This is a genomic window from Erwinia sp. SLM-02 (genome assembly GCF_037450285.1).
Classification (GTDB): domain Bacteria; phylum Pseudomonadota; class Gammaproteobacteria; order Enterobacterales; family Enterobacteriaceae; genus Erwinia.
Genome location: NZ_JAQISN010000003.1, coordinates 1 through 26,997, shown reverse-complemented (window position 1 = coordinate 26,997; position 26,997 = coordinate 1). Strand labels below are relative to the sequence as shown.

At 55.1% G+C, this 26,997-nt stretch carries 23 protein-coding genes; 16 read left to right on the top strand and 7 right to left on the bottom strand.

What is annotated here, in order from left to right; genetic code table 11:
- Positions 1-57: 57 nt before the first annotated feature.
- The 7 genes from yhdP to csrD form a co-directional block, all read right to left on the bottom strand.
- Positions 58-3,852, bottom strand: coding sequence for an AsmA2 domain-containing protein YhdP (gene yhdP / locus PGH32_RS16980; RefSeq protein ID WP_337894649.1), 3,795 nt, complete (start codon positions 3,850-3,852; stop codon positions 58-60).
- A 41-nt stretch (positions 3,853-3,893) separates the two neighbouring features.
- Entirely contained in the window at positions 3,894-5,363 is a 1,470-nt protein-coding gene (gene rng, locus PGH32_RS16975) for a ribonuclease G (protein ID WP_314424578.1), read from the bottom strand.
- On the bottom strand, positions 5,353-5,946 hold the full coding sequence (locus PGH32_RS16970; RefSeq protein WP_314424583.1) for a Maf family protein: 594 nt from the start codon (positions 5,944-5,946) through the stop codon (positions 5,353-5,355). The genes rng and PGH32_RS16970 overlap by 11 nt, the downstream gene beginning before the upstream one ends.
- A 9-nt stretch (positions 5,947-5,955) precedes the next feature.
- Positions 5,956-6,444 carry a rod shape-determining protein MreD gene (gene mreD / locus PGH32_RS16965; RefSeq protein ID WP_105592888.1) on the bottom strand — a complete coding sequence of 163 codons (489 nt, stop codon included), beginning with the start codon at positions 6,442-6,444 and terminating at the stop codon, positions 5,956-5,958.
- Positions 6,441-7,493 (bottom strand): rod shape-determining protein MreC, encoded by a 1,053-nt coding sequence (gene mreC / locus PGH32_RS16960; RefSeq protein WP_314424586.1) that lies wholly within the window; start codon positions 7,491-7,493, stop codon positions 6,441-6,443. Before mreC ends, mreD begins: the two co-directional genes overlap by 4 nt.
- A gap of 71 nt (positions 7,494-7,564) precedes the next feature.
- Positions 7,565-8,608: a rod shape-determining protein MreB gene (gene mreB, locus PGH32_RS16955; protein WP_105592886.1), complete on the bottom strand. Its 1,044-nt coding sequence runs from the start codon at positions 8,606-8,608 to the stop codon at positions 7,565-7,567.
- A gap of 314 nt (positions 8,609-8,922) precedes the next feature.
- On the bottom strand, positions 8,923-10,872 hold the full coding sequence (gene csrD, locus PGH32_RS16950; RefSeq protein WP_314424592.1) for an RNase E specificity factor CsrD: 1,950 nt from the start codon (positions 10,870-10,872) through the stop codon (positions 8,923-8,925).
- Positions 10,873-11,097: 225 nt separating this feature from the next.
- Here csrD and acuI point away from each other — a divergent pair, with 225 nt between their 5' ends.
- The 16 genes from acuI (at position 11,098) to PGH32_RS16870 (ending at position 26,531) form a co-directional block, all read left to right on the top strand.
- The gene (acuI, locus tag PGH32_RS16945) at positions 11,098-12,075 is read left to right on the top strand and encodes an acrylyl-CoA reductase (NADPH) (protein WP_337894648.1); all 978 of its coding nucleotides are present in this window, start codon (positions 11,098-11,100) and stop codon (positions 12,073-12,075) included.
- Positions 12,076-12,201: 126 nt separating this feature from the next.
- Positions 12,202-13,206, top strand: a complete 1,005-nt coding sequence (gene msrP / locus PGH32_RS16940) for a protein-methionine-sulfoxide reductase catalytic subunit MsrP (protein WP_314424600.1) — start codon at positions 12,202-12,204, stop codon at positions 13,204-13,206.
- A gap of 3 nt (positions 13,207-13,209) precedes the next feature.
- A complete protein-coding gene (gene msrQ / locus PGH32_RS16935) occupies positions 13,210-13,812 on the top strand; it encodes a protein-methionine-sulfoxide reductase heme-binding subunit MsrQ (protein ID WP_314424667.1) in 603 nt (200 codons plus the stop codon).
- Between the two features lie 246 nt (positions 13,813-14,058).
- On the top strand, positions 14,059-14,511 hold the full coding sequence (aroQ, locus tag PGH32_RS16930) for a type II 3-dehydroquinate dehydratase (RefSeq protein WP_105592881.1): 453 nt from the start codon (positions 14,059-14,061) through the stop codon (positions 14,509-14,511).
- Positions 14,512-14,532: 21 nt separating this feature from the next.
- Positions 14,533-15,006: an acetyl-CoA carboxylase biotin carboxyl carrier protein gene (accB, locus tag PGH32_RS16925; protein WP_314424604.1), complete on the top strand. Its 474-nt coding sequence runs from the start codon at positions 14,533-14,535 to the stop codon at positions 15,004-15,006.
- An 11-nt stretch (positions 15,007-15,017) separates the two neighbouring features.
- Complete coding sequence (gene accC / locus PGH32_RS16920) at positions 15,018-16,367, top strand: acetyl-CoA carboxylase biotin carboxylase subunit (RefSeq protein WP_314424607.1); 1,350 nt, start codon at positions 15,018-15,020, stop codon at positions 16,365-16,367.
- Positions 16,368-16,507: 140 nt separating this feature from the next.
- Complete coding sequence (locus PGH32_RS16915; RefSeq protein ID WP_105592878.1) at positions 16,508-16,750, top strand: YhdT family protein; 243 nt, start codon at positions 16,508-16,510, stop codon at positions 16,748-16,750.
- Positions 16,740-18,170: a sodium/pantothenate symporter gene (gene panF, locus PGH32_RS16910; RefSeq protein WP_314424610.1), complete on the top strand. Its 1,431-nt coding sequence runs from the start codon at positions 16,740-16,742 to the stop codon at positions 18,168-18,170. Before PGH32_RS16915 ends, panF begins: the two co-directional genes overlap by 11 nt.
- 34 nt (positions 18,171-18,204) lie before the next feature.
- Positions 18,205-19,086: a 50S ribosomal protein L11 methyltransferase gene (gene prmA, locus PGH32_RS16905; RefSeq protein WP_337894647.1), complete on the top strand. Its 882-nt coding sequence runs from the start codon at positions 18,205-18,207 to the stop codon at positions 19,084-19,086.
- A 305-nt stretch (positions 19,087-19,391) separates the two neighbouring features.
- On the top strand, positions 19,392-20,357 hold the full coding sequence (gene dusB, locus PGH32_RS16900) for a tRNA dihydrouridine synthase DusB (protein ID WP_105592875.1): 966 nt from the start codon (positions 19,392-19,394) through the stop codon (positions 20,355-20,357).
- A 25-nt stretch (positions 20,358-20,382) separates the two neighbouring features.
- A complete protein-coding gene (fis, locus tag PGH32_RS16895; protein ID WP_000462905.1) occupies positions 20,383-20,679 on the top strand; it encodes a DNA-binding transcriptional regulator Fis in 297 nt (98 codons plus the stop codon).
- Between the two features lie 437 nt (positions 20,680-21,116).
- Positions 21,117-22,037: a kdo(2)-lipid IV(A) palmitoleoyltransferase gene (gene lpxP, locus PGH32_RS16890; protein ID WP_314424638.1), complete on the top strand. Its 921-nt coding sequence runs from the start codon at positions 21,117-21,119 to the stop codon at positions 22,035-22,037.
- Positions 22,038-22,372: 335 nt separating this feature from the next.
- Entirely contained in the window at positions 22,373-23,398 is a 1,026-nt protein-coding gene (locus PGH32_RS16885; RefSeq protein WP_314424641.1) for an amino acid ABC transporter substrate-binding protein, read from the top strand.
- 67 nt (positions 23,399-23,465) lie between these two features.
- The gene (locus PGH32_RS16880) at positions 23,466-24,644 is read left to right on the top strand and encodes an amino acid ABC transporter permease (protein WP_337894646.1); all 1,179 of its coding nucleotides are present in this window, start codon (positions 23,466-23,468) and stop codon (positions 24,642-24,644) included.
- A gap of 14 nt (positions 24,645-24,658) precedes the next feature.
- Positions 24,659-25,759: an amino acid ABC transporter permease gene (locus PGH32_RS16875; RefSeq protein ID WP_314424646.1), complete on the top strand. Its 1,101-nt coding sequence runs from the start codon at positions 24,659-24,661 to the stop codon at positions 25,757-25,759.
- A 10-nt stretch (positions 25,760-25,769) separates the two neighbouring features.
- On the top strand, positions 25,770-26,531 hold the full coding sequence (locus PGH32_RS16870) for an amino acid ABC transporter ATP-binding protein (RefSeq protein WP_105592870.1): 762 nt from the start codon (positions 25,770-25,772) through the stop codon (positions 26,529-26,531).
- Positions 26,532-26,997 lie beyond the last annotated feature (466 nt).

Genomic DNA, 26,997 nt, shown 5'->3' with positions numbered 1-26,997 from the left:
TATTCATTTAGGTACGCTATGCATACAGCGTGAGGCAATTCCATAGCCACGTCAAATTCACTTATCGTCGTTTTCTCGCGACTTACGCAGTACCTCATTGATTTCTGGCTTATCAATTGGCCCACTGATGTGATATCGCAGTACCGATATTTTATTCCACAGTGGACCCAGGACCTTGCTGGCGGCAAACACGGCGGCACCCACCACCGGGTTAACGACAAACGCCACGCCCACCCCGACCGTCGTAGAAATTTCCGGCGCGACCACCGCTTCCATATCAATCTGGCGTTTGACCAGGTCCATTTTGCCCTTCATGGCAATGTCCGCTTCCAGACCGTCCACCAGCAGATTATCCGTATGCATCATGCCATTTTCGATCCATGCGGTACCGTTGATCGAATCAAACCAGAAGCCCTGGCCAAAGGTATCGCTGAAATCAAAGCGCAGCTTGCGGATCAATGCATCGAAACTGACCAGCCTCAGCAGCTGTCCGGCCCGCCCGGTTGAAACATCGGTAATCTGCCCCGCTCCGAGGTGCGATTTGAGCACGCCGCTCAGCGTTTCTTCCGAAGGCTGCCACGGGGCGGAACGCCAGTGCAGATCGTAGTCGATGTTGAATGGCGCATCGCGCAGCGGGCTGCTGATGCCAAACCAGTTGGTGGCATCGTTAATTTTTTTGCCGCTCAGCACGCCTTTCAATGAGGTACGCTGGGCGCCCGGGCGGTTTACCCATTCACCGTTCACCGTCAGCCGTGCGTTACCGCTGTCGATCAGACCGTTATCCAGCTTCAGCGTGTCGCCCGCTGGCGTAAGGGATCCCTGCATCCGGCCAAATTTTTGCCCGCGCAGCCAGCACTCGGCGCAGTTGAGATTCAGTGCAGGCCAGCGGCTGAAATCGATGCTGGAAGCATCAGCAGGCAGCGGAGCACCGCCGCCCGAGGTTGGCCACTGCGGGTTGTAATAGAGGTATTTGAGCTGTGCGATCCAGGGACCGGAACGCTTCATCATCAATGAGCCCTCCACCTCTTTACCCTGTGCGCTGACCGTCGTATCGCCCGACACGTCCTGGCTCAGGGTGAGATTGAGATCCTGCCATCGCTGGCCCGCCAGCGTCAGGGCTGGCGTATGCAGCCGGATATCACCCGGCAGCGAACTGCTGCCCGCTTTCCCGCTCTCCGAACCAACGCCGGCCAGAAGCCCCATCCATGCGCTACCGTCAAGCGGCGGGAGGTTCAGCACCATCCCCTGAGAATCAGGCAGCGGCGGCGTGCGTTTTGCGTCGTTTTCCCAGATCCCACGATCGATACGCAACTGTTTTCCCAGCAGCCAGCGGCTGTTGAAACGATGGCTGCTGCCCACGGCACCGCTGAGGTCGAAACTGTTGAGGTTGCCTTTAGCCGTTAACTTAACCGGCATCGTCGCGGGCTTGCTGATATCGAGAGGCGCAGGTAAGTGACTGCTTACATTTTTCAGGTCGCTGTCGATATCAACCTGATAATTTGCGCCGCCGCCGTGCGGCAGTGCAATCTGAACTTTACCCTGCCACGGCAGATTTCCCGCCAGCTGGGCTCTCGCCGCAGCCGGGATCGCGGCGATCTCACCGGGCTGCCAGTCGGCCTGCAGAACCACGCCAATCTGGTAGTCCTTCTCGCCTTCCTGAGTGGTAAAACTGACCGCCAGCGGCTGGCCAAACCAGCGGGCATGCATCAGATCGCTTTTCAAATTGCCGTTATCATAGGAGAGGCGCCCGGAAAGCTGTTCGAAGGTAGTTTCCAGCGGTTTGATATGCAGAGAATTGTTTTTAAAGTTAACGTCGCCCGTGGCGTGAACCTCCCTGCCATCCAGGGGGATATCGATATGTAAGTTACCACTCACATTTCCGCCGACCTGCAGTTCATCCAGCGCGGCCCCCAGCGATGATTTCAACGGCGAATCGTTGAAGTAATCGCGAACCTGTTCACCGCCGCCGCTGATCTCACCATCGATCAGCAGTTTTTCTTCCAGATAGTCAGGAATGACCGCCGAAATATTACGCCCCTGCACATCACCCAGCTTTGTCTCTTCGGCCTTCATCCACAGACCGTTGTTCACAAAGTCGAGATCGATCGCCAGGTTTTCCAGCAGCGGCCAGCCGGGCTCGAATTCGTAGGTGGCCTTACGCAGTGGCACCGCCACTTCAAACATGCCTTCATTGTGCTTGAACGGGAATTTGTGTGGGTCACCGGCAAAAATCAGCGTGGCATTGTCGACCTGGCCACCTTTCAACGCCCCGCTGAGGTAGTTAGTCAGTGAGGTCCCCATCAGCGGCTCCGGGAAGTACCGCCAGGCATCGGCTGCGTTGGTCAGTTTAATCCCGGCCAGGATGTCCAGACGCGGCGGCTGTCCTTTCTGCTGCTGGTACTGGAAATCACCACGCGACCACAGGGATCGGGCCTGCACGTCAAGCTGCTCGCCAGACAACGTCAGGCCGTCGGCATTATGCTGCCAGTTCAGCGCACCGGAGGCCCGGTTGATTTCCAGCGGGGCGCGGAACATATCGCCGTAGGGCATGGTGGCCTGCTGGACGGAAAATGCCAGCTGACCGTCCGTAGCGCTGCCGGAAAGCGAACCGTTAAGATGCTCCATGCCCGGCAACAGCTTCCACTGCTGCCAGCTGAGATTATGCCAGCGGGCCTGGAAACGGCTCAGCTCGGGCTGGTTCAGCGGAATATCGGCGGCCAGCGATTGTATCTCGCCACGCGGCTGAAGCGCGCGCCAGTTTTCCAGCAGCTCCGGCGACAGTTTGGCAAACAAGGGAATTAGCGGGTCGAGCGACACCAGATCCAGATGCGTGGCGCGCACGCGCATTTCCGCCTGCTTGTCCGGTCCGGGCAGCTCGCTGCTTTGCGGCAGCCAGAGCATCGACAGCTGGCCCTTAGGCCACGGATTGTCGTCGGTAATAAAGCGCGTTTGCGGGATATTAAGCAGCCAGCCGCGGTTGAAGCGGCTGATATGCGCGGTCAGGTTATCCACGCGCAGATGGTGCGGCCGATCCGAACCTTCCCATTTCGCGCCCCCCCGTTTCAGCCAGACATCGCCGCCCCAGACCTCACCGTTTTTGACTTCCATCCACGCGGCCAGACTGAATTTAGCGCTGTCGAGGCTGGTATTATCGCGCATCCACTGCCCCAGCCAGGGCTTCACGTCGACATCGTCAGCCTGCATCCATACGCGTCCGGTATCCAGATAGCCGTTGCTGTCGCTCAGATCGAGGCGAACCTGCACCACGCCGTGCTGGCCGGTAAAGCTGGAGAGGCTGACCAGCCCCTCAGCACGATGCCGGTTGCTTTCGTTAAGCCAGGTGAGCTGGGGAATAGCGAGCCTGGCTCGCTGGCCGGAAGGCGTAACAAAACTGGCCTCACTGTCGCGCAGGTCGAAATGGTCGAACTGCCGCAGGAACAGATCGTTCATTCGATCGGCCTGCAGATTGGATTGACTGCCGCCGCCGGTTAACGGGGTATTGGTGACCAGATTGAGCTGCCAGAAAGTCAGATCGCGGAACTGCCAGCGCAGATGTAGCAGGGACTGCCAGACATCCAGCGCCAGGGTCACACGCTGAATAGCAAGGCTGCCACCGTCTGAAAGTTCCGCCTGAATGTCCCGGATTTCCAGGCGTGGGCCGAAAGATTCCCAGTTGCCGGTCAGCGAGCCGGCGGTCACTTTACCGCCTGTGGCCGCGGATACCCGCTCCATAATCGGCTCGCGCCAGGTGTTCATATGCGGCATCACCAGGCGTAAGCCACTGACCAGCAGCGCAATCACCACAACTAACGTTGCGCCAGTCAGTAACAAAATCCTCGGCAGTTGCCTCACATGCCTCTCCTTGTCTCGTTCCGGGGGTAACAGTTTTTACTCTACATCATCACTACGTCAAACTGTTCCTGCGTATAGAGCGGCTCAATCTGGACTTTAACCTGCTTGCCGACAAAGATTTCAACTTCTGCCAGCGCGTGGGATTCATCGCTCTTCAGCGCCTCGCCCACTGCCGGAGAAGCATAGACGAGGAAACGATCGGAGTCGTAGGCATGATGCACGCGAACGATTTCACGCATGATTTCATAGCACACGGTTTCCACCGTTTTCAGCGTGCCGCGTCCTTTACATACCGGACAGTCCTGGCACAGCACGTGCTCAATGCTTTCTCGGGTGCGCTTACGCGTCATTTCCACCAGACCAAGCTGCGAGAAACCGTTGATACCGGTTTTCACCCGATCTTTGCTCAGCGCCTGTTCCAGCGAGTGCAGGACCCGCCGGCGGTGATCCTCATTGCTCATATCGATGAAGTCGATAATGATAATGCCGCCGAGATTACGCAGCCGCAGCTGACGCGCGATGGCCTGCGTGGCCTCAATATTCGTATTGAAGATGGTCTCTTCAAGGTTGCGGTGGCCGACAAACGCTCCGGTATTAATATCGATAGTCGTCATCGCTTCGGTCTGATCGATAATCAGGTAGCCACCGGATTTCAGCTCAACCTTACGGTCTAAAGAGCGCTGGATTTCGTTTTCGACATCAAACAGGTCGAAAATCGGCTGCTTGCCGGTATACAGCTCCAGCTTCGCGGTCATTTCCGGGATGTATTCGCCGGTAAATTCAATAAGGTGTTCGAAGGTCTGACGCGAATCAATACGAATACGATCCAGCGCTGCGCCGGCAAAATCGCGCAGAATGCGCTGTGAAAGAGCGACCTCACCGTACAGGCGATAGCGGGTCTGGTTGCGCTTTTTACGCTCAATCACTTTAGTCCACAGCCGCTTGAGGAACGCAGCATCAGAGGCCAGTTCCTCTTCCCCCACGCCTTCTGCGGCAGTGCGAATAATATAGCCACCCAGCTCATCGCAGTAGCCGGAGACCACCGCTTTCAGGCGGTCGCGCTCGGCTTCACTGTCTATGCGCTGTGAAACGCCCACGTGGGAAGCACCCGGCATAAACACCAGATAGCGAGATGGCAGAGTAATGTCGGTGGTCAGGCGTGCGCCTTTGGTTCCCAGCGGATCCTTTACGACCTGGACCATGAGATCCTGCCCCTGACGAACCAGCTCGGAAATATCCCGCACCGAAAAGTTTTTCTGCTCATCGCCCGCCACGCACTCGGTGTGCGGCATGATGTCGGATGCGTGAAGAAAGGCGGCTTTCTCCAGACCGATATCCACAAATGCCGCCTGCATCCCAGGCAATACCCGGCTGACGCGGCCTTTATAAATGTTACCGACGATGCCACGGCGCGCTTCGCGCTCGATATGAATTTCCTGCAGAATGCCGCCGTCGATATAGGCAACGCGGGTTTCCGACGGCGTAATATTAACCAGCAGTTCAGCTGTCATCTTGTCCTCTCACTTCACGCAGCGCCAGAAAGTGGCTGAACAGCTCGGCTGTTTCAACCAGAGGTAATCCCACTACTGCGTAATAGCTTCCGTTGATTTTTCTGACAAAGTTTCCACCCAATCCCTGAATACCGTACGCGCCGGCTTTGTCCATCGGTTCACCGCTGGCTATATAGGTCCGGATATCGTCTGGTGTCAGTGAGCGAAATGTCACATCGGTGACAACAAGGCAATCAAGCGACCGCTGTCTGTCGGCAAATGCTACGGCGGTCATCACCTGGTGGGTCTGACCGGAGAGCTTTGCCAGCATCAGGGCAGCGGCATCGACATCGGCTGGTTTTTCCAGCACTTCATTATGTAATACGACAATGGTATCCGCCCCCAGCACGGGCAGATCCTGTGCGGCAACAGCGACGCCGGCCTGCGCCTTTTCTCGCGCCAGTCGACGAACGTAGTGTTCGGCCTGTTCACCGTCGCGACGCTGCTCTTCAACTTCAGTGGCGAGGCGTTCAAATGACAAACCAAGCTGAGTCAGTAGCTCTCGACGACGGGGAGAACCAGAAGCCAGATACAGGGATACCATAATTGTCCTTTATTGTACGGCAAACTGGCGGCGAATTTTTCTCATCAGTAAGAACAGCCAGGGCCAGAGAATACCGTCGATGACGCTGCTCCAGAAAATTTCTGGCCTGAACGAAACGTTGATCACCAGGAATTCGGCCCAGAAGACAATCACATCCATCGCCAGCGACAGCACCATCACCATCAGTGCCTGCTGCCACAGCGCCAGATTACGGAACAGCTGGAATTTAAATGCCACCAGATAAGCAATAATGCTCAGTGCCAGCGCGCGCACCCCCAGCGTTGAGCCGGAGATGAGGTCCATTATAGATCCCATCACGAAACCCGTACCGACATTTACCCGATGCGGCAGCGCCAGCACCCAGTAAATTAAAATCAGCAGCAACCATGATGGCCGGAACATATAAATCTGTTCCGGCCAGGGCATAATTTGCAACACCAACGCGACGAGGAAAGAGAGCCAGATAACCCAGCGGCCGTGGCTGCGATAGCTACTCAAGGCTGACCTCCACGCACCGATGACTGGCGGCGAGCCGGCGCAGCCTGGGCTGCCGCAGGTTCCGTCACGGCAGCCGTACCGGGCGCGGAGTGACCATTGTCAGTGGCCGCTGGCGGTGCAGGTGGTCCCATCTCGCTAACCGGCGGCAGTACCTGAGGCATCATCTGCATCAGACGTTCATTTGCCACGCGGTGAACTTCATCCGGTGCCATTGGCATCGTGCCGTTACGATCGGCTCCCCACAGCAGCAGCAGATAGCGCAGGCGCTGCAGTCCGGCGGTTGGGCGCGCCTGAATAACCGTGTAGGCGCGCTGGGTATCCACCTTCACCGACGATACGACCCCAACCGGGTAGCCTTCAGGGAAGCGGCCACCGAGGCCTGAAGTCACCAGCACGTCACCCACGCGAATATCGGTATTGCCCGGCAGATGCTCAAGCTGCAAGTCTTCCGTGCAGCCGTTACCCGCCGCGATAACACGAATGTCATTGCGCAGTACCTGAATAGGCAACGCGTGGGAAGCATCACAGATTAACAATACGCGGCTGGTAATTTTACCGACGGCAACCACCTGTCCTACCACGCCCTTGTCGCTGATAACCGGCTGACCTTCGTAAACCCCGTTTACGCTGCCTTTATCAATCACTACCTGGTCGGTATAGGGGTCGCTGCCGGTAGAGATCACCTGGGTGACCATTTTGTGTTCGTCCTGACGTAACGGCGAACCCAGCAGCTCACGCAGACGGGCATTTTCCTGTTTGAATTGACCTAACATCAGCAGTTCGCTGTTCTTGAGGATCAGCTCACGGCGTAAGGCTTTATTTTCCAGCTCAAGCTGCTGGCGGGAGGCCAATGTTTCAGAAACATCGTCCAGAATTTGACGCGGCCCGTTGGCCAGAAAATAGAATGGACTAACGGCAGTGTCCATATAGGTGCGTATTTGGGTGAAAGCCCCCATACGACTATCGGCAACAATCACGCCTATTGCCACAATAACCGCTAAAAATAAGCGTAACTGCAGGGAAGGCCCCCTGCTGAACATCGGCTTCATAAAATCAGCGTTTTCCTCGACAACATGAAAAAGGAGTGCGGGCAGCGCCCCGACACTCCCCTTGGGGCGAATTATTCTTCGCTGAACAAATCGCCGCCGTGCATGTCAATCATTTCCAACGCTTTACCACCGCCGCGAGCAACACAGGTCAGCGGATCTTCTGCAACGACTACCGGAATTCCGGTCTCTTCCATAAGCAGGCGGTCCAGGTTACGCAGCAGCGCACCACCACCGGTCAGTACCATGCCGCGTTCGGAGATGTCAGATGCCAGTTCTGGCGGACACTGTTCCAGTGCAACCATAACCGCACTCACGATACCGGTCAGAGGTTCCTGCAGCGCTTCCAGAATTTCATTAGAGTTCAGCGTGAAGCCACGTGGAACACCTTCAGCCAGGTTACGGCCGCGCACTTCCATTTCGTGCACTTCATCACCCGGATAGGCCGAGCCAATGCCATGCTTGATGCGTTCCGCCGTCGCTTCACCGATCAGCGAGCCGTAGTTACGGCGCACATAATTAATGATGGCTTCATCAAAGCGGTCGCCGCCAATTCGCACGGAAGAGGAGTAAACCACACCGTTGAGGGAGATCACGGCAACTTCTGTTGTACCGCCACCGATATCGACAACCATTGATCCGGTCGCTTCAGATACCGGCAGTCCGGCACCGATTGCTGCCGCCATCGGTTCCTCAATCAGGAACACTTCACGTGCGCCTGCCCCCTGGGCAGATTCACGGATAGCACGGCGCTCAACCTGAGTGGCGCCCACTGGCACACACACCAGCACGCGCGGGCTTGGGCGCATGAAGCTGTTGCTGTGTACCTGCTTGATAAAGTGTTGCAGCATTTTCTCGGTCACAAAGAAGTCAGCGATAACGCCGTCTTTCATTGGACGAATAGCCGCGATATTGCCAGGCGTACGCCCCAGCATTTGTTTTGCGTCATGACCTACTGCCGCCACGCTCTTAGGAGAACCGGCACGATCCTGACGAATAGCAACGACGGAAGGCTCATTAAGAACAATGCCCTGTCCTTTCACGTAAATCAGGGTATTGGCTGTACCCAGGTCGATGGACAAGTCGTTGGAAAACATGCCACGAAATTTTTTAAACATACTAAAGGATAATCCTGCAAGCTGGGGGCGGAAAATAAAATCCGCTTACTTTACCAACCACACGAAGCAGCGACAAGGCGCAAAAGCGTTCTACTTCGGTGAAAAATCATGCTATCTCGCGCCGGTGTCATAACCTTCAGCAGCATCTTCTGCAAAAAATGCTGATAACGCGGCATCCTGCCCTGGGGGTCAGACGGATAAAGCGGACATAACATACATAATATTTAACATTTTAGTTTCGCTTCGGCTGGCAAGGAAGCCGCTTCGAACCACACCGCGCGGCTATTCTACGTGAAAACCCGGCTAACGGCAGGCTAAACTCGATATCTTTGCGAATATTTTTTCACGTTGCTGTTGACCGGCTGAGAGGAGGCAAAAAAGTCCCCCTGACCGCCAGTGACACCCAGCTCAACCAGGGTTTGCCACTCCTCTTTAAAACGCACGCCGGCGGCAAAAACCCGGGTTGATGTCTGCTTGCAGCTTTCAATCAGGCTCTGCACAAACAGCTGATTTTCCGTACGCCGCTCAATGTTGCGAACCAGTCCCGGATGCAGCTTAATCAGCTCCACCTGAAACTGCCTTATATAAGCGGTACTTACCACGGTTAACCCTGCCTGATTGATGGCCACACGGCATCCAAAACCAGAGATCAAACGAAACACCGGCTCCAACCGGTTGATGTGTTGACACACATCCGCTTCAGCAAGTTCAAATAAAATACGATTTCTTTGTGATTTAGTGCATTGCAGCAGACTATCGCGTAGCCAGTTGAGGAAACTTCGCTGCAGCAGGGAGTCCAGGGTGAGGGGAATCGCCAGCGTCTCCTGAGGCCACAGCTCGACAAGCGTGAGGATCCGCGTGACCAGCTGACGGTCATAGCGCTCTGCCAGCCCAAGCTGCTGCGCCAGAGGCAAATATTCCGCCGCCAGCAGCTCTTTTTCGCCGTCGAATATGCGCGGCATCATTTCCCGGTGATGAACCTGACCGTCGCTGGTCACCGCCGGTTTCTGATACAGGCGAGGCCCGCCACGATTCACCGTATTTTCCAGTAAAGTACGCCACTTCACGCTTCCCCGCCCCAGCTCCTGGAGCGCACCTTCCCCCACCGACCACCCGTTTCCGCCCTGCAGTGTGGCCTGCCGCGTTGCCAGTTCCGCGTTTTCCATTACCTGCTGCGTGGTCTGTCCGCTACGCCAGCCGCTGATACCGATATGGATCATATCTTCACGATCCAGCATGCGCGTCGGCGGAAGTGTATCCACGGCTTTGATGAGCTGTGAGGCAATGCCATCGGCATCTTTAACGCTGCGATGCGGCAACAGCACGGCGAAATCACTGCGGAAGTAGCGCGCCAGCAGCGCGCCGGGATAACGTAAGACAAAGGTCGACAGGAGATTGACCAGCGCGAAAAGATAATCCTGAACCTCGATATGCCCCCAGCGTTCGCGCAGCGTGTCAAAATCAGGCAGGCGGATCATCATGACCATGCCGTGAGTGCCCACCGACTCAGGATCTTCCAGCAACGTCGTCAATTGATTATCGAAAAAAAGACGGTTATTTAATCCCGTACGCGGATCCTGTGCGGCAAACGTGCGGATCAGGGTGTCAACGCGGTAATGCTGTTCACCTGCCTCTTTCAGATCCGCCAGTAGCAGGTCGATCGCGCTGCTGGCTTTGGCCGGCCATTCATGTATTGACCCCGGGCGGACGCTGGCGCGCTCTCCCCTGATTACCGCTTCGGCCCGGGACTCCAGTTTTTCCAGTCCTTTAAGCTGCCTGTACAGCCAGCGGTGAGCCTGTAGCAAGAGAACGGCCATGATCGCCACCACGGTAAGGATCGCCAGCAGAGTGGAAGTCCCGATCATTGAACTGAACCAGGTTTTGGTCGAGTCTATCCACATAATGCGCAGTGTAAGATGGGGATGCTGGCGTAAATGAATGTCTCTTTGCCGAAAACGATTCGGCTCATCATCCAGCAGCGACTGCTGATGCCGGGTAACCTGCAGCAGGGTTTTGCTGTCATCGTTGAGTTCGATGCGCTCAATTTGCAGGGGATTCATAACCTGATGGAGCCAGGGAGAGATTTGCTGCACAGACTGCGTTAATAAGGCCGTATCGACATCTTCAGCCATACGCTCAACGCGGAATTCAGCTCGCTGGTTGCTAATATAAAAGAAGCTCAGTACGCAGCCCACCAGCATCAGCAACATTCCTAATGTGCAGAGCAGCGCGATAATCGCAGAAAGTTTGGTGGTTAATCGCATCCTTGTGCCCATTCAACTGCGGTGACAGATACGCCATTAACGATAATTCGCAATCACAGATTAATGGCAGGTGGATTGCAGGCTTAAGCGCCTGAGCAACACCGGACGGAAAATACCACAACCCGGATGACGTTTGCTTGTCTGGTGTCAGATAATCAGAGGTTTCTGCGAGTATAGTCGTCACGGGTCCTTTTTTCATTGAACTATCAGTTTCAGGAGATTCAGATGCAGGCACTGGTTCTTGAACAGGCAGACGGCAAAACGCTGGCCACTCTTCAGCAGGTCGACAGCAGCCTTCTCCCTCCCGGTGAAGTTACCGTTGATATTGACTGGTCAGGTATTAACTACAAAGACGCGCTGGCCATCACCGGTAAGGGAAAGATTATCCGCCAGTTCCCAATGGTGCCCGGTATTGATTTTGCCGGAAAAGTACACACCAGCAGCGACCCGCGTTTTCACAGCGGCCAGTCGGTGGTGCTTACCGGCTGGGGCGTTGGCGAGAACCACTGGGGCGGGCTGGCTGAACAGGCGCGGGTAAAAGCGGACTGGCTGGTCGCACTGCCGGAAGGTATCGACGCGCGCCAGGCGATGATTGTTGGCACCGCGGGGCTGACCGCCATGCTGTGCGTGCTGGCGCTGGAAGAAGGTGGCGTGACCCCGGAAAGCGGTGACGTGCTGGTCACTGCAGCCAGTGGCGGCGTGGGTAGCACGGCCATTGCGCTACTGCACGCGCTGGGTTACCGGGTTACCGCGGTCAGCGGACGCGAATCTACCCACGACTACTTACGCCAGCTGGGTGCCGATAATATTCTGCCGCGCAGCGAGTTCAGCGAGGTTTCCCGTCCGCTGGAGAAACAGCGCTGGGCCGGAGCGATCGATGCCGCCGGTGGCCAGGTGCTGGCCAGCGTACTGGCACAAACCACGTGGGGGGGAGTCGTTGCCGCCTGCGGCCTTGCCGGTGGTTTCGATCTGCCAACCAGCGTGATGCCGTTTATTCTGCGTAACGTTCGCCTGCAGGGCGTCGATTCCGTGATGGCTCCGACGGCACGCCGCATTGCCGCCTGGAAACGTCTGGTGAAGACGCTGCCCGCTTCGTTCTATCAGCAGGCCACTACCGAAGTCCCCCTGGCGCAGGCCGCGGAGGCCGCGGAAAAACTGTTAAATAATCAGATAACCGGACGAACCCTGGTGCGGGTTCGCTGATCCCTTCGCCCCGGTTTGTCACCGGGGCAGGTTTATCCCCATATTCTTCATTTTTCCGTTATCCCTCGCTGAAACTTCTTCCCCAGGCCATGCTCTAATATCCACAGACTTTGTCGAGAATTGCCCATGAAAAACGTTAATAAACTGTCTGAAAAAGACGTTACGCCTGAAAGCGTGTTCAATACCCGCCGCCGCGCGCTGTTAAAATCCTTAGGAATTGGCGCTGCGGCTTACACTCTGCCCGGCGTGGCCAGAGCCGACGTGCTTTCATGGTTTAAAGGCAACGATCGCCCGAAAGCCCCTTCGGGTAAGCCGCTGGAATTCAGTCAACCGGCGCAGTACCAGGCCGATCTGGCGCTGACGCCAGAAGATAAAGTCACCGGTTACAATAACTTTTATGAGTTCGGGCTGGATAAAGCCGATCCCGCCGCCAACGCGGGCACGCTGAAAACCACCGACTGGAAAATCACCATCGATGGCGAAGTGGCGAAACCGCTGACTTTAGATATGGATGATATCTTCAAGCGCTTCCCGCTGGAGCAGCGTATCTATCGCATGCGCTGCGTTGAGGCCTGGTCAATGGTGGTGCCGTGGATCGGCTTTGAGTTAGGTCAGTTACTGAAAGCGGCCGAGCCCACCAGCAATGCACGCTATGTCGCCTTCCAGACCGTCTATGCTCCGGACGAAATGCCCGGTCAGCAGGATCGCTTTATCGGCGGCGGGCTGGATTACCCCTATGTGGAAGGATTACGGCTGGATGAAGCCATGCATCCCCTGACCCTGCTGACCACCGGCGTGTATGGCAAAGCGCTACCGCCACAAAACGGCGCCCCCATTCGCCTGACGGTGCCGTGGAAGTACGGTTTCAAAGGGATCAAATCGATAGTTAAAATCAGCCTGGTTAAAGATATGCCGCCCACAACCTGGAATCAGCTGGCGCCGAATGAATATGGCTTCTACGCCAATGTGAATCCACACGTCGATCACCCGCGCTGGTCGCAGGCCAGCGAGCGCGTGATTGGGTCAGGCGGTATTCTTGATGTTAAGCGCCAGCCCACGCTGCTGTATAACGGCTATGCCGAACAGGTGGCTTCGCTCTATCATGGGCTTGATTTACGGGAAAACTTCTAAGTGATGCGCCTTAATGCGAAACAAATAACCGCCCTCAAGGTTCTGCTGCATCTGGCGGGTTTCCTGCCGTTCCTCTGGCTGCTGCTCTCACTCGATCAGGGCTGGTTCAGTGCCGACCCGGCGAAGGATATCCAGCATTTCACCGGCAGAATGGCGCTGAAGTTCCTGCTGGCCAGCCTGGCCGTGACCCCGCTCGCTCGCTACGGTAAGCAACCCCTGCTGATCCGCGTGCGTCGTCTGCTGGGTCTGTGGTGTTTTGCCTGGGCTACCCTGCACCTGCTCAGCTATTCCCTGCTGGAGCTGGGGATCGACAACATTGGCCTGCTGGGTTCAGAACTGATTTCCCGGCCGTATCTGACACTGGGCGTCATCAGTTGGATTATCCTGATGCTGCTGGCCGCCACCTCCTTCCAGAAAGCCCAGCGCCGCCTGGGTAAGCGCTGGCAAACGCTGCATTACACCGTCTATCTGGTGGCAATCCTGGCACCTGTTCACTATCTTTGGTCGGTTAAGGTGCTTTCGCCACAGCCGTGGATTTATGCGCTACTTGCCGCGATCCTGCTGGCATTTCGATATAAAACCTTCCGCAAGTGGTGGCCATGGTGACGGGTTACGCCCCGCAGATAGCGTGTTCTCTGTCACATCAGGAGAAGCGAACGGCGTTTTTTTTCACTGCGCGGTGGATCATCTTCGCTGATAAGACCAGTATTTAGCTGCTAATTGCGTTGATATCGTTATAATGCCCGACTTCGTTCGCCAGCCAGCATCAAATTTCATCTGAATGAGGTGACAAAACGGCTTTGGCGATGTATTTTGTGCGATGCCTCAATTATCGCAGGAGATAGCAGCAAGATGACGGATAAGTTTCATGTACTCCTTTTGAACGGTCCCAACCTGAATCTGCTGGGTACGCGTGAGCCGGAAAAGTACGGCCACACGACGCTGGGCGAGATTGTCAGCGATCTGACGGCACAGGCTGCAGCGCTGAACGTTACCCTGAGCCATCTCCAGTCCAATGCGGAACATGCGTTGATTGATCGCATACATGAAGCGAAAGGCAATGTCGATTATATCGTCATCAATCCGGCGGCATTCACCCATACCAGCGTAGCACTGCGTGATGCGCTGCTGGCAGTCAGTATCCCGTTTATCGAAGTTCATCTGTCAAATGTGCATGCCCGCGAGCCTTTTCGCCATCATTCATATCTCTCTGATATTTCTGCCGGCGTGATCTGTGGACTTGGCGTCGACGGTTATTCCTGGGCTTTACAGACAGCGGTAAAACGCCTGTCACCATCTAATTAAACAGAGTACGGAACCACACTTATGGATATTCGTAAGATTAAAAAACTGATCGAACTGGTTGAAGAATCAGGCATCGCTGAACTGGAAATCTCTGAAGGCGAAGAGTCAGTTCGTATCAGCCGTTCCCCGGCTAATGTTGGCTATCCAATGATGCAGCAGGCCTACGCTGCGCCAATGATGCAGCCGCAGCCCGCTCTGGCCGCCGCCGTTGCTCCTGCTACTGCACCGGCAATGGAAGCGCCAGCTGCTCCTGAGATCAGTGGCCACATCGTGCGCTCTCCAATGGTAGGTACCTTCTATCGTACCCCAAGCCCGGATGCCAAAGCCTTCATTGAAATTGGCCAGAAAGTTAACGCCGGCGACACTCTGTGCATCGTTGAAGCGATGAAAATGATGAACCAGATCGAAGCCGATAAGTCCGGCGTAGTGAAAGCGATCCTGGTCGAAAGCGGTCAGCCAGTTGAATTTGACGAGCCGCTGGTAGTCATCGAATAACGAGGCGAACCATGCTTGATAAAATTGTAATTGCTAACCGTGGTGAGATTGCGCTGCGTATTCTGCGTGCCTGTAAAGAGCTGGGCATCAAAACCGTTGCCGTACACTCCACTGCGGATCGCGATCTGAAGCACGTGCTGCTGGCGGACGAAACCGTCTGCATCGGCCCCGCTCAGTCGGTAAAAAGCTATCTGAATATTCCGGCGCTGATCTCTGCGGCGGAAATCACCGGTGCGGTGGCTATTCACCCAGGTTACGGATTCCTTTCTGAGAACGCTGACTTTGCCGAGCAGGTTGAGCGTTCCGGATTTATCTTTATCGGACCTAAAGCGGACACCATCCGCCTGATGGGCGATAAAGTTTCCGCCATCACCGCGATGAAGAAAGCCGGCGTTCCTACCGTTCCCGGTTCCGACGGTCCACTGACCGAAGACATGGATAAAAACCGCGCCTTTGCGAAACGCATTGGCTATCCGGTCATTATCAAGGCTTCCGGCGGCGGCGGCGGTCGCGGTATGCGCGTAGTGCGCAGCGACAAAGATCTGGAGCAATCCATCAGCATGACGAAAGCGGAAGCCAAAGCGGCTTTCAACAACGACATGGTGTACATGGAGAAGTACCTGGAAAATCCACGCCACATCGAAATTCAGGTGATGGCGGACGGTCAGGGCAACGCCATCTATCTGGCCGAGCGCGACTGTTCCATGCAGCGTCGTCACCAGAAAGTGGTGGAAGAAGCGCCAGCACCGGGTATCACTGAAGAGCTGCGTCGCTACATCGGCGAGCGCTGTTCTAAAGCCTGTGTGGATATCGGCTATCGCGGTGCGGGTACTTTCGAGTTCCTGTTTGAAAACGGTGAGTTCTACTTCATTGAAATGAACACCCGTATTCAGGTTGAGCATCCGGTAACCGAAATGATCACCGGCGTGGACCTGATCAAAGAGCAGCTGCGTATCGCTGCCGGTCAGCCGCTGTCAATCAAACAGGAAGAAGTGATCGTTCGCGGCCATGCGGTTGAATGCCGTATCAACGCCGAGGATCCGAACACCTTCCTGCCAAGCCCGGGCAAGATCACCCGCTTCCATGCGCCAGGTGGTTTTGGCGTGCGTTGGGAATCGCATATCTATGCCGGTTACAGCGTGCCGCCGTACTATGATTCGATGATTGGCAAGCTCATCACCTACGGTGAAACCCGTGATGTGGCGATCTCCCGCATGAAAAATGCGCTGGCGGAGCTGATTATCGACGGTATCAAAACCAATATCGAACTGCAGATGAAAATCATGTCAGACGAGAACTTCCAGCACGGTGGGACCAACATCCACTATCTGGAGAAGAAACTCGGCCTGCAAGAGAAGTAATCCTGCCTGCTCGTGGGCCTGCATCGTCAGGCCCATTCTCCTTCCCCGTAAGTCACTTCTGAAGGTATTGCCGGGTCATGAGCCTTTACTCTGCTATCCCTGCATGAAACAACCTTTGCCGTCACTCTGAGGAGATACGGATGGATACGCGTTTTCTACAGGCCAATAAAGAAGCGCGCTGGTCGTTCTGGCTGGCGGTTGCTTACCTTGCCTGCTGGGTGCTGACGGCCTGGCTGTGGGACGAACGCCCTGGCATCACCGGGCTACCACACTGGTTTGAACTCTCCTGCCTGCTGGTCCCCGGCCTGTTTATATTTCTCTGCTGGCTGATGGTTCGCGTGGTTTTCCGCGATATTCCCCTGGAGGATGATAGTGAAGCTTGAGATCGTTTTACCGCTGATTGGCTATTTGCTGCTGGTCGCCGGTTTGTCGGTGTTTGCCATGCGCAAGCGCCGCGAAGGCAGCTTCCTCACCGAGTACTTCCTCGGAAGCCGTTCCATGGGCGGCTTTGTACTGGCGATGACCCTGACCACAACGTATATCAGCGCCAGCTCATTTATCGGTGGCCCCGGTGCCGCCTATAAGTACGGGCTTGGCTGGGTGCTGCTGTCGATGGTACAGGTTCCTGCGGTCTGGCTGGCGCTGGGCGTGCTGGGGAAAAAATTCGCCATTCTTGCCCGTCGTTATAATGCCGTCACGCTCAACGATATGCTGTATGCCCGCTACCGCAGCCCGCTGCTGGTCTGGCTGGCGAGCCTGAGCCTGCTGGTTGCCTTCATCGGCGCGATGACGGTGCAGTTTATCGGTGGCGCGCGCCTGCTGGAGACGGCCGCGGGTATTCCTTACGATACCGGGCTGCTGATTTTCGGCGGCAGCATTGCGCTGTATACCGCCTTCGGTGGCTTCCGCGCCAGCGTGCTTAACGATGCCATGCAGGGCCTGGTGATGCTGCTGGGAACGTTTCTGCTGCTGTATGCGGTGATCCACGCGGCAGGCGGTATGCACAGCGCCGTTGCCCGGCTGGAAGCGATCGATCCCCGACTGATCACGCCTTCCGGCGTGGATAACATTCTGACCCCGACTTTCCTCGCCTCTTTCTCGGTGCTGGTCTGCTTTGGGGTGATTGGCCTGCCGCATACCGCCGTGCGCTGTATATCCTATAAGGACAGCAAGGCCGTTCACCTGGCCATCATCCTCGGCACTATCGTCGTCGCCGTGCTGATGCTGGGCATGCATCTGGCCGGGGCGCTGGGGCGAGCCGTACTGCCGGACCTGGCGATCCCCGACCAGGTGATCCCTACGCTGATGATCAAAGTCCTGCCGCCTCTGGCTGCTGGGATCTTTCTTGCCGCGCCGATGGCCGCGATCATGTCTACGATCAATGCCCAGCTGCTACAATCATCGGCAACGATCGTGAAAGATCTCTACCTGCGCATACGGCCTGAGCACATGGCGAACGAACGCCTGCTTAAACGATTTTCCAGCCTGGTGACGCTGGTGCTGGGTCTGCTGCTGCTGCTGGCGGCGTGGAACCCACCCGATATGATTATCTGGCTGAATCTGCTGGCCTTTGGTGGCCTTGAAGCCGTGTTCCTCTGGCCGCTGGTGCTGGGCCTGTACTGGGAAAAAGCCAATGCTGCTGGCGCACTGAGCAGCATGATCGCCGGTGCCGTCTGCTACACGCTGCTGGCCAGTCTGCACATCGAGCCGATGGGTTTCCATCCGATTGTGCCCGCGCTGCTGCTCAGCCTGCTGGCCTTTATTGCCGGCAACCGTTTTGGTCACTCTGCCGTTGAATCGTAGAAGACCTCCACCCTGTTTGAATAAGAGAATTGCTATGCCCTGGATACAGATGAAGATTAATACGACCGGCGCTCATGCTGAAGAGCTGGGTGACGCACTGATTGAAAACGGCGCGGTATCGGTGACCTTCCAGGATACACACGATAACCCGGTGTTCGAACCGCTGCCGGGCGAAACCCGCCTGTGGGGTGACACTGACGTGATTGGCCTGTTTGATGCTGAAACAGAAATGCCGGACGTGATCGCCGGCCTGGAACAGCATCCGATGCTGGGATCGGGCTTCCACCATAAGATCGAGCAGATCGAAGATAAAGACTGGGAGCGCGAGTGGATGGTCAACTTCCACCCTATGCGTTTTGGCCAGCGCCTGTGGATCTGTCCGAGCTGGCGTGATGTGCCGGACCCGGAGGCGGTTAACGTGATGCTCGATCCGGGCCTCGCCTTCGGTACCGGAACGCATCCAACCACCGCACTGTGCCTGGCGTGGCTGGATGGTCTGGATCTGGCGGGTAAAACGGTGATCGATTTTGGCTGTGGATCCGGCATTCTGGCCATTGCGGCACTGAAGCTGGGTGCAGCACAGGCGATCGGCATTGATATCGATCCTCAGGCCATTCAGGCAAGCCGTGATAACGCCGAACGTAACGGCGTTTCTGACCGTCTGTCGCTTTACCTGCCCCACCAGCAGCCGGAGAACCTGAGCGCCGATGTGGTGGTCGCCAATATCCTTGCTGGCCCGTTACGCGAACTGGCGCCGCTGATTAGCGTGTTGCCAAAAAGCGGCGGTCATTTGGGACTTTCCGGCGTGCTGGCGAGCCAGGCTGCAAGCGTCTGTGAAGCCTATGCAGAGACCTTCGCACTCGACCCGGTCGCCGAGAAAGAAGAGTGGTGCCGCATCACCGGTATCCGTCACTAAAATTTCGCTGGCACAGGTCATTAGAACTGTGCCAGCGCGTTCCTTGCGTCACATGTGCCAAATAACACCCAATCTGGCGTGAAAAATGTTGTTATATTGGTCACAAAAAAAGAAAAATCTTTGTATACAATTTCAGCATATTTTTTTAATTCATTGTTTTATATAAATTAAAAGAATCAAGGCCGACAGCGCAGTGCCCTTCGCAGGCCGCCTGCGGTGGATTGTTCAAAGTTTGGCCTTTCATCTTCCTGAAAAAATGCGTAATATACGCCGCCTTGCGGACACACTATGGTCACTTTTTTTTCATGCGCATAGGAAATCACCAGCTTCGTAATCGATTGATTGCAGCCCCGATGGCCGGGATCACCGACAGGCCGTTCAGGACCCTTTGCTATTCAATGGGCGCTGGAATGACCGTATCCGAGATGTTGTCGTCTAACCCTGAAGTCTGGGCCAGCGATAAATCCCGGTTGCGTATGGTACACAGTGATGAGCCAGGTATTCGTACCGTGCAAATTGCAGGTTGTGACCCGGAAGAGATGGCACAAGCCGCGCGCATCAATGCTGCATCTGGTGCGCAGGTGATTGACATCAACATGGGATGCCCGGCCAAAAAAGTGAATCGGAAAATGGCAGGTTCGGCGCTGCTGCAGCACCCTGAGCTGGTGAAGTCTATCCTCTCGGCGGTGGTCAATGCAGTTGACGTACCGGTAACGTTAAAGATTCGCACCGGCTGGGACAGCGACAACCGCAACTGCGTAGAGATTGCCCAATTGGCTGAACGCTGCGGTATTCAGGCCCTGACAATTCATGGACGCACACGCGCCTGTTTGTTCAACGGCGAAGCTGAGTACGACAGCATTCGGACAGTTAAGCAGAACGTATCCATTCCGATTATCGCGAATGGAGACATTACTGACCCGCATAAAGCCAGAGCTGTGCTTGACTATACGGGGGCTGATGCCCTGATGATAGGACGCGCGGCTCAGGGAAGACCGTGGATCTTCCGGGAAATCCAGCATTATCTGGACACTGGGGAGCTGCTGGCACCGATGCCACTGGCTGAAGTAAAGCGCTTGCTTATCGAGCACTTACGGGAACTGCACGACTTTTATGGTCACCGCAAAGGATACCGTATTGCCCGAAAGCACGTCTCCTGGTATCTCCAGGAGCATGCCCCAAACGACCAGTTTCGGCGCACATTCAACGCCATTGAGGATGCCAGCGAACAGCTGGAGGCGTTGGAGGCATACTTCGAAAATCTTGCGTAATTAGAAATAAAGAGCTGACAGAACTATGTTCGAACAACGCGTAAATTCTGACGTACTGACCGTATCTACCGTGAACTCACAGGATCAGGTGACCCAAAAGCCACTGCGTGATTCGGTCAAACAGGCACTGAAGAACTATTTTGCTCAACTGAATGGTCAGGATGTGAATGACCTGTATGAGCTGGTACTGGCTGAAGTAGAACAGCCTCTGTTGGACATGGTGATGCAATACACCCGTGGCAACCAGACCCGTGCAGCCCTGATGATGGGTATCAACCGCGGAACACTGCGTAAGAAACTGAAAAAATACGGCATGAACTGATACTAATCAGTGATATGTTTGATAAAAGGCGCTCCTCGGCATGGGAAGCGCCTTTTTTAATGGCCCGACAAAATGCATAATTGATACCCTTGTCTGAAGGAACTGAGGCAATCTGGCAGTCCATTTTTCGTCGATAATTCAAAGACTGCGATCTGATAATTTTCGCTCTTAAAATTCTTCTCAGATTATTCGGCTTACCCCCTTCCTGTATGGCCTGTAACCTGTGTACACTCAGCGCCAATGGAAATGCCTTCGCAGGCCCGCCGCCCTCACCTTTCTGACCGCAGTGCGTAACGCCCCACGAATGTAAAGTTTTTGCCGGTAGTGGAAACCGGTTAAACCATCGTCCTGATTGGGTGTCTGAGTTACTGTACCGCAGCTATCCGTTTCTTAAATGCAATACAGATTCACCATCCCTTAACGCTATACGAGTAATTATGAAGCATTCACCTAAGTTCCAGAGGGGCTATCTGCACCCGCGTTACTGGCTTACCTGGTTTGGCGTCAGCGTACTGTTTTTACTGGTACAGCTGCCGTATCCGTTATTACACCGACTTGGCAGCTGGATGGGTCGCACCTCAATGCGCTTTATGAAGCGCCGCGTTTCCATCGCCCGCCGTAACCTTGAACTCTGTTTCCCTGACATGGATCATGATCAGTTGGAACGCCGTATCGTCGGAAACTTTGAATCCCTTGGGATGGGGCTGATAGAAACCGGAATGGCATGGTTCTGGTCAGATCGTCGCGTTAAGCGCTGGTTCAAGGTTAATGGCCTGCATAATCTTCAGGCAGCGCAGAGCGATGGCCGCGGTGCCTTAATCATTGGCGTCCACTTTATGTCGCTTGAGCTGGGCGGCCGGGCGATGGGCCTCTGCCAGCCAATGATGGCCATGTACCGTCCGCACAATAACAAGCTGATGGAGTGGGTACAGACCAAAGGACGTATGCGCTCTAATAAGGCGATGATTAACCGCCGCGACTTACGCGGCATGGTTCAGGCGCTGAAACAGGGTGAAGCGGTGTGGTTTGCTCCAGACCAGGATTACGGCCCGAAAGGCAGCGTGTTTGCCCCGCTGTTCGCTGTACCTCAGGCCGCCACCACCAGCGGGACCTGGATGCTGGCACGTATGGCAAAACCGGCGATGGTGACCGTGGTGCTTATCCGCAAAGAAGATGGCAGCGGATATGAACTGGTTATTCAGCCGGAGCTGAAAGATTATCCGATCGATGACGAACAGCAGGCAGCAGCCTATATGAACCGCGTGATTGAGCGCGAGATTATGCGCGCGCCAAATCAGTATATGTGGCTACATCGCCGCTTTAAAACCCGCCCGACTGGGGCAACGTCTCTCTACTGATAGTCCCCTCTGAAATCTGAAAGCCAGCGTATCCTCGCTGGCTTTTATCTATTCTTCTACAAAACCCTTACAGAATTGTTACCTTTCTCACAGCGTTTCCATATAGTGAAACTGTTTGCACCAACTGTGACCAAACCATCTATTTTCGCCCCGCTCCGGTGCGCGATATTAATAAAACTTTCAATCCCCTTCCGATTATTAGTAAAGCTTTCCAAGGAATTCAGAGTAATGCAAACCTGGCACTGCCTTTGCAAAGCTGTGAATAGCCAGACAGGCAAGCGCACCAAAGCGTGCGTTAAAACATAACAATATGATCCCGCCACACAGGATGCTTTATGAAAAAAATGATGCTCTCCACGTTGATTGCTGCTGCAACTCTGTTTGCCGTTGCCAATCAGGCCCACGCGGGCACCACTCTGGACGCCATTAAAAAGAAAGGCTTCATTCAATGTGGTATCAGTGATGGTTTGCCTGGCTTCTCCTACGCGGATGCCAGCGGCAAGTTCACCGGTATTGATGTGGATGTTTGTCGTGCTGCGGCCGCAGCGGTATTCGGTGATGCAGAGAAGGTGAAATACACCCCGCTGACCGCCAAAGAGCGCTTTACCGCACTGCAGTCGGGCGAGGTGGATATTCTGTCTCGTAACACCACCTGGACCTCCGCGCGTGACGGCGGCATGGGCTTTATCTTCGCCGGCGTTAACTATTACGACGGTATCGGCTTCCTGACCCACCAGAAAGCGGGCCTGAAGAGTGCAAAAGAGCTGGATGGCGCAACGGTCTGTATTCAGGCCGGTACCGATACCGAGCTGAACGTGGCGGACTATTTCAAAGCGAACAAAATGCAGTACACCCCGGTCACCTTCGACCGTTCTGACGAATCCGCGAAAGCGCTGGATACAGGCCGCTGCGATACGCTGGCCTCTGACCAGTCTCAGCTGTATGCCCTGCGCATCAAGCTGGGTAAGCCTGATGAGTTTATCGTTCTGCCTGAAGTGATCTCGAAAGAGCCTCTGGGACCGGTGGTGCGTCGCGGCGATGATGACTGGTTCACGATTGTGAAGTGGTCGCTGTTTGCCATGCTGAATGCTGAAGAAATGGGTATCACCTCTAAAAACGTCGATCAAATGGCGGCGAAGCCAACCACGCCGGATATGGCCCACCTGCTGGGTACCGAAGGCGATTTCGGCAAGGATCTGAAGCTCGACAATAAATGGGCTTACAACATTGTTAAGCAGGTCGGTAACTATCAGGAAGTCTTTGACCGCAACGTCGGCAAAGACAGCCAGCTGAAAATTGCCCGTGGTCAGAATGCGCTGTGGAACAGTGGCGGCATTCAGTACGCACCGCCAGTACGTTAATTCCTCCGAATACCGGGCACCGCTCCAGCGGTGCCCACATCAGAATTTCCGTTGCTGAGGTTTCAACATGTCTCAACGCCCAACCGTCAAAAGGGATTTTTCATTCAGCAATCCTGCGGTTCGCGCATGGTTTTATCAGATCGTGGCGATCGCCGCGGTACTTCTCGTTGCCGGCTATCTGATCCACAACACCATCATTAACCTGGCAAACCGCGGTATTACCTCCGGTTTCGGCTTCCTGGAGCGCAGCGCGGGCTTCGGTATTGTCCAGCATCTGATTGATTACAGTGAAGGCGATACCTACGCGCGCGTGTTTCTGGTTGGCCTGACCAATACGCTGTTGGTTTCCGCACTCTGTATTGTCTTTGCTTCTTTTCTTGGCTTCTTTATTGGCCTGGCGCGATTGTCTGATAACTGGCTGCTGCGTAAAATCTCTAATATCTATATTGAGACGTTTCGTAATATCCCGCCGCTGTTACAGATTTTCTTCTGGTACTTTGCCGTATTGCGTAATTTACCCGGCCCCCGCCAGGCACTAAGCGCCTTCGACCTCGCGTTTGTCAGCAATCGTGGCCTGTACATCCCCTGGCCTGAATATGCGCCGGGAACCTGGCCGTTCCTGATCGCTGTTTTGCTGGCGGTGGCAGTGACTGTGGCTCTCTTCCGTTTTAACAAAACACATCAATTGAAGACCGGGCAGCTGCGCCGGACCTGGCCTGCGGCTGTCGCCATGCTGATCCTGTTCCCGCTTGCGGTATCGCTGTTTGCTGGCCGCCCAATGCACTGGGATGTGCCTGAGCTGCGCGGCTTCAACTTCCGCGGTGGTTTTGTGCTGATACCGGAACTGGCAGCACTCACGCTTGCCCTGTCAATTTACACCTCTTCATTTATTGCAGAAGTCATCCGTTCGGGTATTCAGTCAGTTCCTTACGGTCAGCATGAAGCGGCACGTTCACTGGGATTACCCAACCCGGTGACGCTGCGCCAGGTGATCATTCCGCAGGCAATGCGGGTCATCGTTCCGCCGTTGACCAGTCAGTATCTCAACATTGTGAAGAACTCGTCTCTGGCTGCCGCGATTGGCTACCCGGATATGGTGTCACTCTTTGCCGGGACGGTACTGAATCAGACGGGCCAGGCTATCGAAACGATCGCGATTACCATGGGGGTTTACCTCATCATCAGCCTGTCGATATCGCTGCTCATGAATATTTATAACCGCAAGATCGCCCTCATTGAGCGCTAAGAGAACAGAAAATTATGACTGTAGTCACTCATGAAACTTCACCCGCTGCCCCCAACGCGCTTGCGCGTGCGGTGACCTGGGCCAGAAAAAATCTGTTTTCGAGCTGGGGCAATACCCTGCTGACTCTGTTTTGTCTGTGGGTAATGTGGTCGATTATTCCACCGGCGCTTAACTGGCTGGTCTTCCAGGCTAACTGGTTCGGCAGCACCCGGGCAGACTGTACTAAGGAGGGGGCGTGTTGGATCTTCATTCACGCGCGTTTCGGCCAGTTTATGTATGGCCTGTATCCGCATGAGCTACGCTGGCGCATCAACCTGGCCCTGATTATCGGGCTGGTATCGATTGTTCCGATGTTCATCAATCGTTTGCCACGCAGAGGACGTTATATTGCCGTCTGGGCAATCGCCTACCCGATAGTCGTCTGGCTGCTGATGTACGGCGGTTATTTGGGACTGGAGCGAGTTGAAACCCGCCAGTGGGGAGGACTGACGCTGACGTTAATTATCGCGTCGGTTGGGATTGCAGGAGCACTCCCGCTGGGGATCCTGTTGGCGTTGGGCCGCCGCTCGACCATGCCGGTTGTACGTACGCTGTGCATCCTGTTTATCGAGTTCTGGCGGGGTGTGCCGCTCATAACCGTGCTGTTTATGTCCTCGGTTATGCTGCCGCTGTTTATGGCTGAAGGGAGCACCATCGATAAGCTTATTCGCGCACTCGTTGGGGTGATCCTGTTTCAATCAGCCTATGTGGCAGAAGTGGTTCGTGGCGGCCTGCAGGCGCTGCCAAGGGGCCAGTACGAAGCCGCGGAGTCACTGGCGCTGGGATACTGGAAAACGCAGGGGCTGGTTATCCTGCCCCAGGCTTTGAAACTGGTTATCCCCGGTCTGGTCAATACCATTATTGCCCTGTTTAAAGATACCAGCCTGGTGATCATCATCGGGTTATTCGATCTGTTTAGCAGCGTTCAACAGGCCACTGTCGATCCCACCTGGCTTGGGATGTCGACCGAGGGATACGTTTTTGCTGCACTGGTCTACTGGATTTTTTGTTTCAGCATGTCGCGCTACAGCCAGCATCTGGAAAAGCGCTTTCACACCGGGCGTACGCCGCACTGAGGTTAATTAAATGACTCAAATTATTACCCCTTCTGACGATGCGATGATGATTACGCTCGAAAACGTTAATAAATGGTACGGGCAGTTTCACGTGCTGAAAAATATTAATCTGGCGGTCAAACCGCGCGAGCGAATCGTCCTGTGCGGACCTTCAGGATCCGGGAAATCCACTACAATCCGCTGTATCAACCATCTGGAAGAGCATCAACAGGGTCGTATTGTGGTTGACGGAACTCTGCTTAACGACGATCTGCGTAATATCGAGCGCGTACGAACTGAAGTTGGCATGGTTTTCCAGCATTTCAATCTCTTTCCCCACCTGAGCGTGCTGCAGAACTGTACGCTTGCTCCGATCTGGGTTCGTAAAACGCCGAAGAAAGAGGCGGAAGAACTGGCCATGCATTATCTGGAACGCGTCCGCATTGCTGAACATGCGCATAAATTTCCCGGCCAGCTGTCTGGTGGCCAGCAGCAGCGTGTAGCGATCGCACGTTCGCTGTGTATGAAACCAAAGATCATGCTGTTTGATGAACCGACGTCTGCGCTGGATCCGGAAATGGTGAAAGAGGTGCTGGATACGATGATTGGTCTGGCCGAAGACGGGATGACGATGTTGTGTGTCACCCATGAGATGGGCTTTGCTCGTACCGTCGCAGACCGGGTGATCTTCATGGATCGCGGTGAGATTGTCGAGCAGGCACCGCCACAGGAGTTTTTCTCTAATCCTAAGTCCGAGAGAACTCGCGCATTCCTGTCTCAGGTTATTCATTGATTTTGAAGACTTTACTGATTCAACAGGGCGAGTATCAACTTCACCTTACGACGCTCTGGTAGCATCAGGGGAGATATAATCTCCCTTTAGAACATCAGGTTACAGCCTGAGCCATGGGGCCATCCAGTCGGATGGCCCTTTTGCTTTATTGAGGTTCTGTAAGGCGCTCCACCGCTGCTCAATCAGGAGTTCAGCAGAGTCGGCAGAGTCAGTACATCATAATTCGGCTGAGACAGTTCAGTCTCTGCTTCCACGATGTTTTTGCCACGAGATTGGTTGAGGGTGGCTGAATTTCAGACAAAAGAAAAAGCCCTCTGCTTTCGCAGAGGGCTTCGTCTCTATTTGATGCCTGGCAGTTTACGGCCCACTTCCCTGTGGGCCGCCCTCCGGGTGTCGCGTTCGCGACATTCAAAATTGTTCCGGACAATTTTGTCCTACCGGAGAGTCGCTTACCGACAGACAGCGA

Coding starts and splice junctions, on each gene's coding strand:
- rng (WP_314424578.1), bottom strand. CDS start 5,363: ATGACAGCTGAACTGCTGGTTAATATTACGCCGTCGGAAACCCGCGTT.
- PGH32_RS16970 (WP_314424583.1), bottom strand. CDS start 5,946: ATGGTATCCCTGTATCTGGCTTCTGGTTCTCCCCGTCGTCGAGAGCTA.
- mreC (WP_314424586.1), bottom strand. CDS start 7,493: ATGAAGCCGATGTTCAGCAGGGGGCCTTCCCTGCAGTTACGCTTATTT.
- mreB (WP_105592886.1), bottom strand. CDS start 8,608: ATGTTTAAAAAATTTCGTGGCATGTTTTCCAACGACTTGTCCATCGAC.
- csrD (WP_314424592.1), bottom strand. CDS start 10,872: ATGCGATTAACCACCAAACTTTCTGCGATTATCGCGCTGCTCTGCACA.
- acuI (WP_337894648.1), top strand. CDS start 11,098: ATGCAGGCACTGGTTCTTGAACAGGCAGACGGCAAAACGCTGGCCACT.
- msrP (WP_314424600.1), top strand. CDS start 12,202: ATGAAAAACGTTAATAAACTGTCTGAAAAAGACGTTACGCCTGAAAGC.
- msrQ (WP_314424667.1), top strand. CDS start 13,210: ATGCGCCTTAATGCGAAACAAATAACCGCCCTCAAGGTTCTGCTGCAT.
- aroQ (WP_105592881.1), top strand. CDS start 14,059: ATGACGGATAAGTTTCATGTACTCCTTTTGAACGGTCCCAACCTGAAT.
- accB (WP_314424604.1), top strand. CDS start 14,533: ATGGATATTCGTAAGATTAAAAAACTGATCGAACTGGTTGAAGAATCA.
- accC (WP_314424607.1), top strand. CDS start 15,018: ATGCTTGATAAAATTGTAATTGCTAACCGTGGTGAGATTGCGCTGCGT.
- PGH32_RS16915 (WP_105592878.1), top strand. CDS start 16,508: ATGGATACGCGTTTTCTACAGGCCAATAAAGAAGCGCGCTGGTCGTTC.
- prmA (WP_337894647.1), top strand. CDS start 18,205: ATGCCCTGGATACAGATGAAGATTAATACGACCGGCGCTCATGCTGAA.
- dusB (WP_105592875.1), top strand. CDS start 19,392: ATGCGCATAGGAAATCACCAGCTTCGTAATCGATTGATTGCAGCCCCG.
- fis (WP_000462905.1), top strand. CDS start 20,383: ATGTTCGAACAACGCGTAAATTCTGACGTACTGACCGTATCTACCGTG.
- lpxP (WP_314424638.1), top strand. CDS start 21,117: ATGAAGCATTCACCTAAGTTCCAGAGGGGCTATCTGCACCCGCGTTAC.
- PGH32_RS16885 (WP_314424641.1), top strand. CDS start 22,373: ATGAAAAAAATGATGCTCTCCACGTTGATTGCTGCTGCAACTCTGTTT.
- PGH32_RS16880 (WP_337894646.1), top strand. CDS start 23,466: ATGTCTCAACGCCCAACCGTCAAAAGGGATTTTTCATTCAGCAATCCT.
- PGH32_RS16875 (WP_314424646.1), top strand. CDS start 24,659: ATGACTGTAGTCACTCATGAAACTTCACCCGCTGCCCCCAACGCGCTT.
- PGH32_RS16870 (WP_105592870.1), top strand. CDS start 25,770: ATGACTCAAATTATTACCCCTTCTGACGATGCGATGATGATTACGCTC.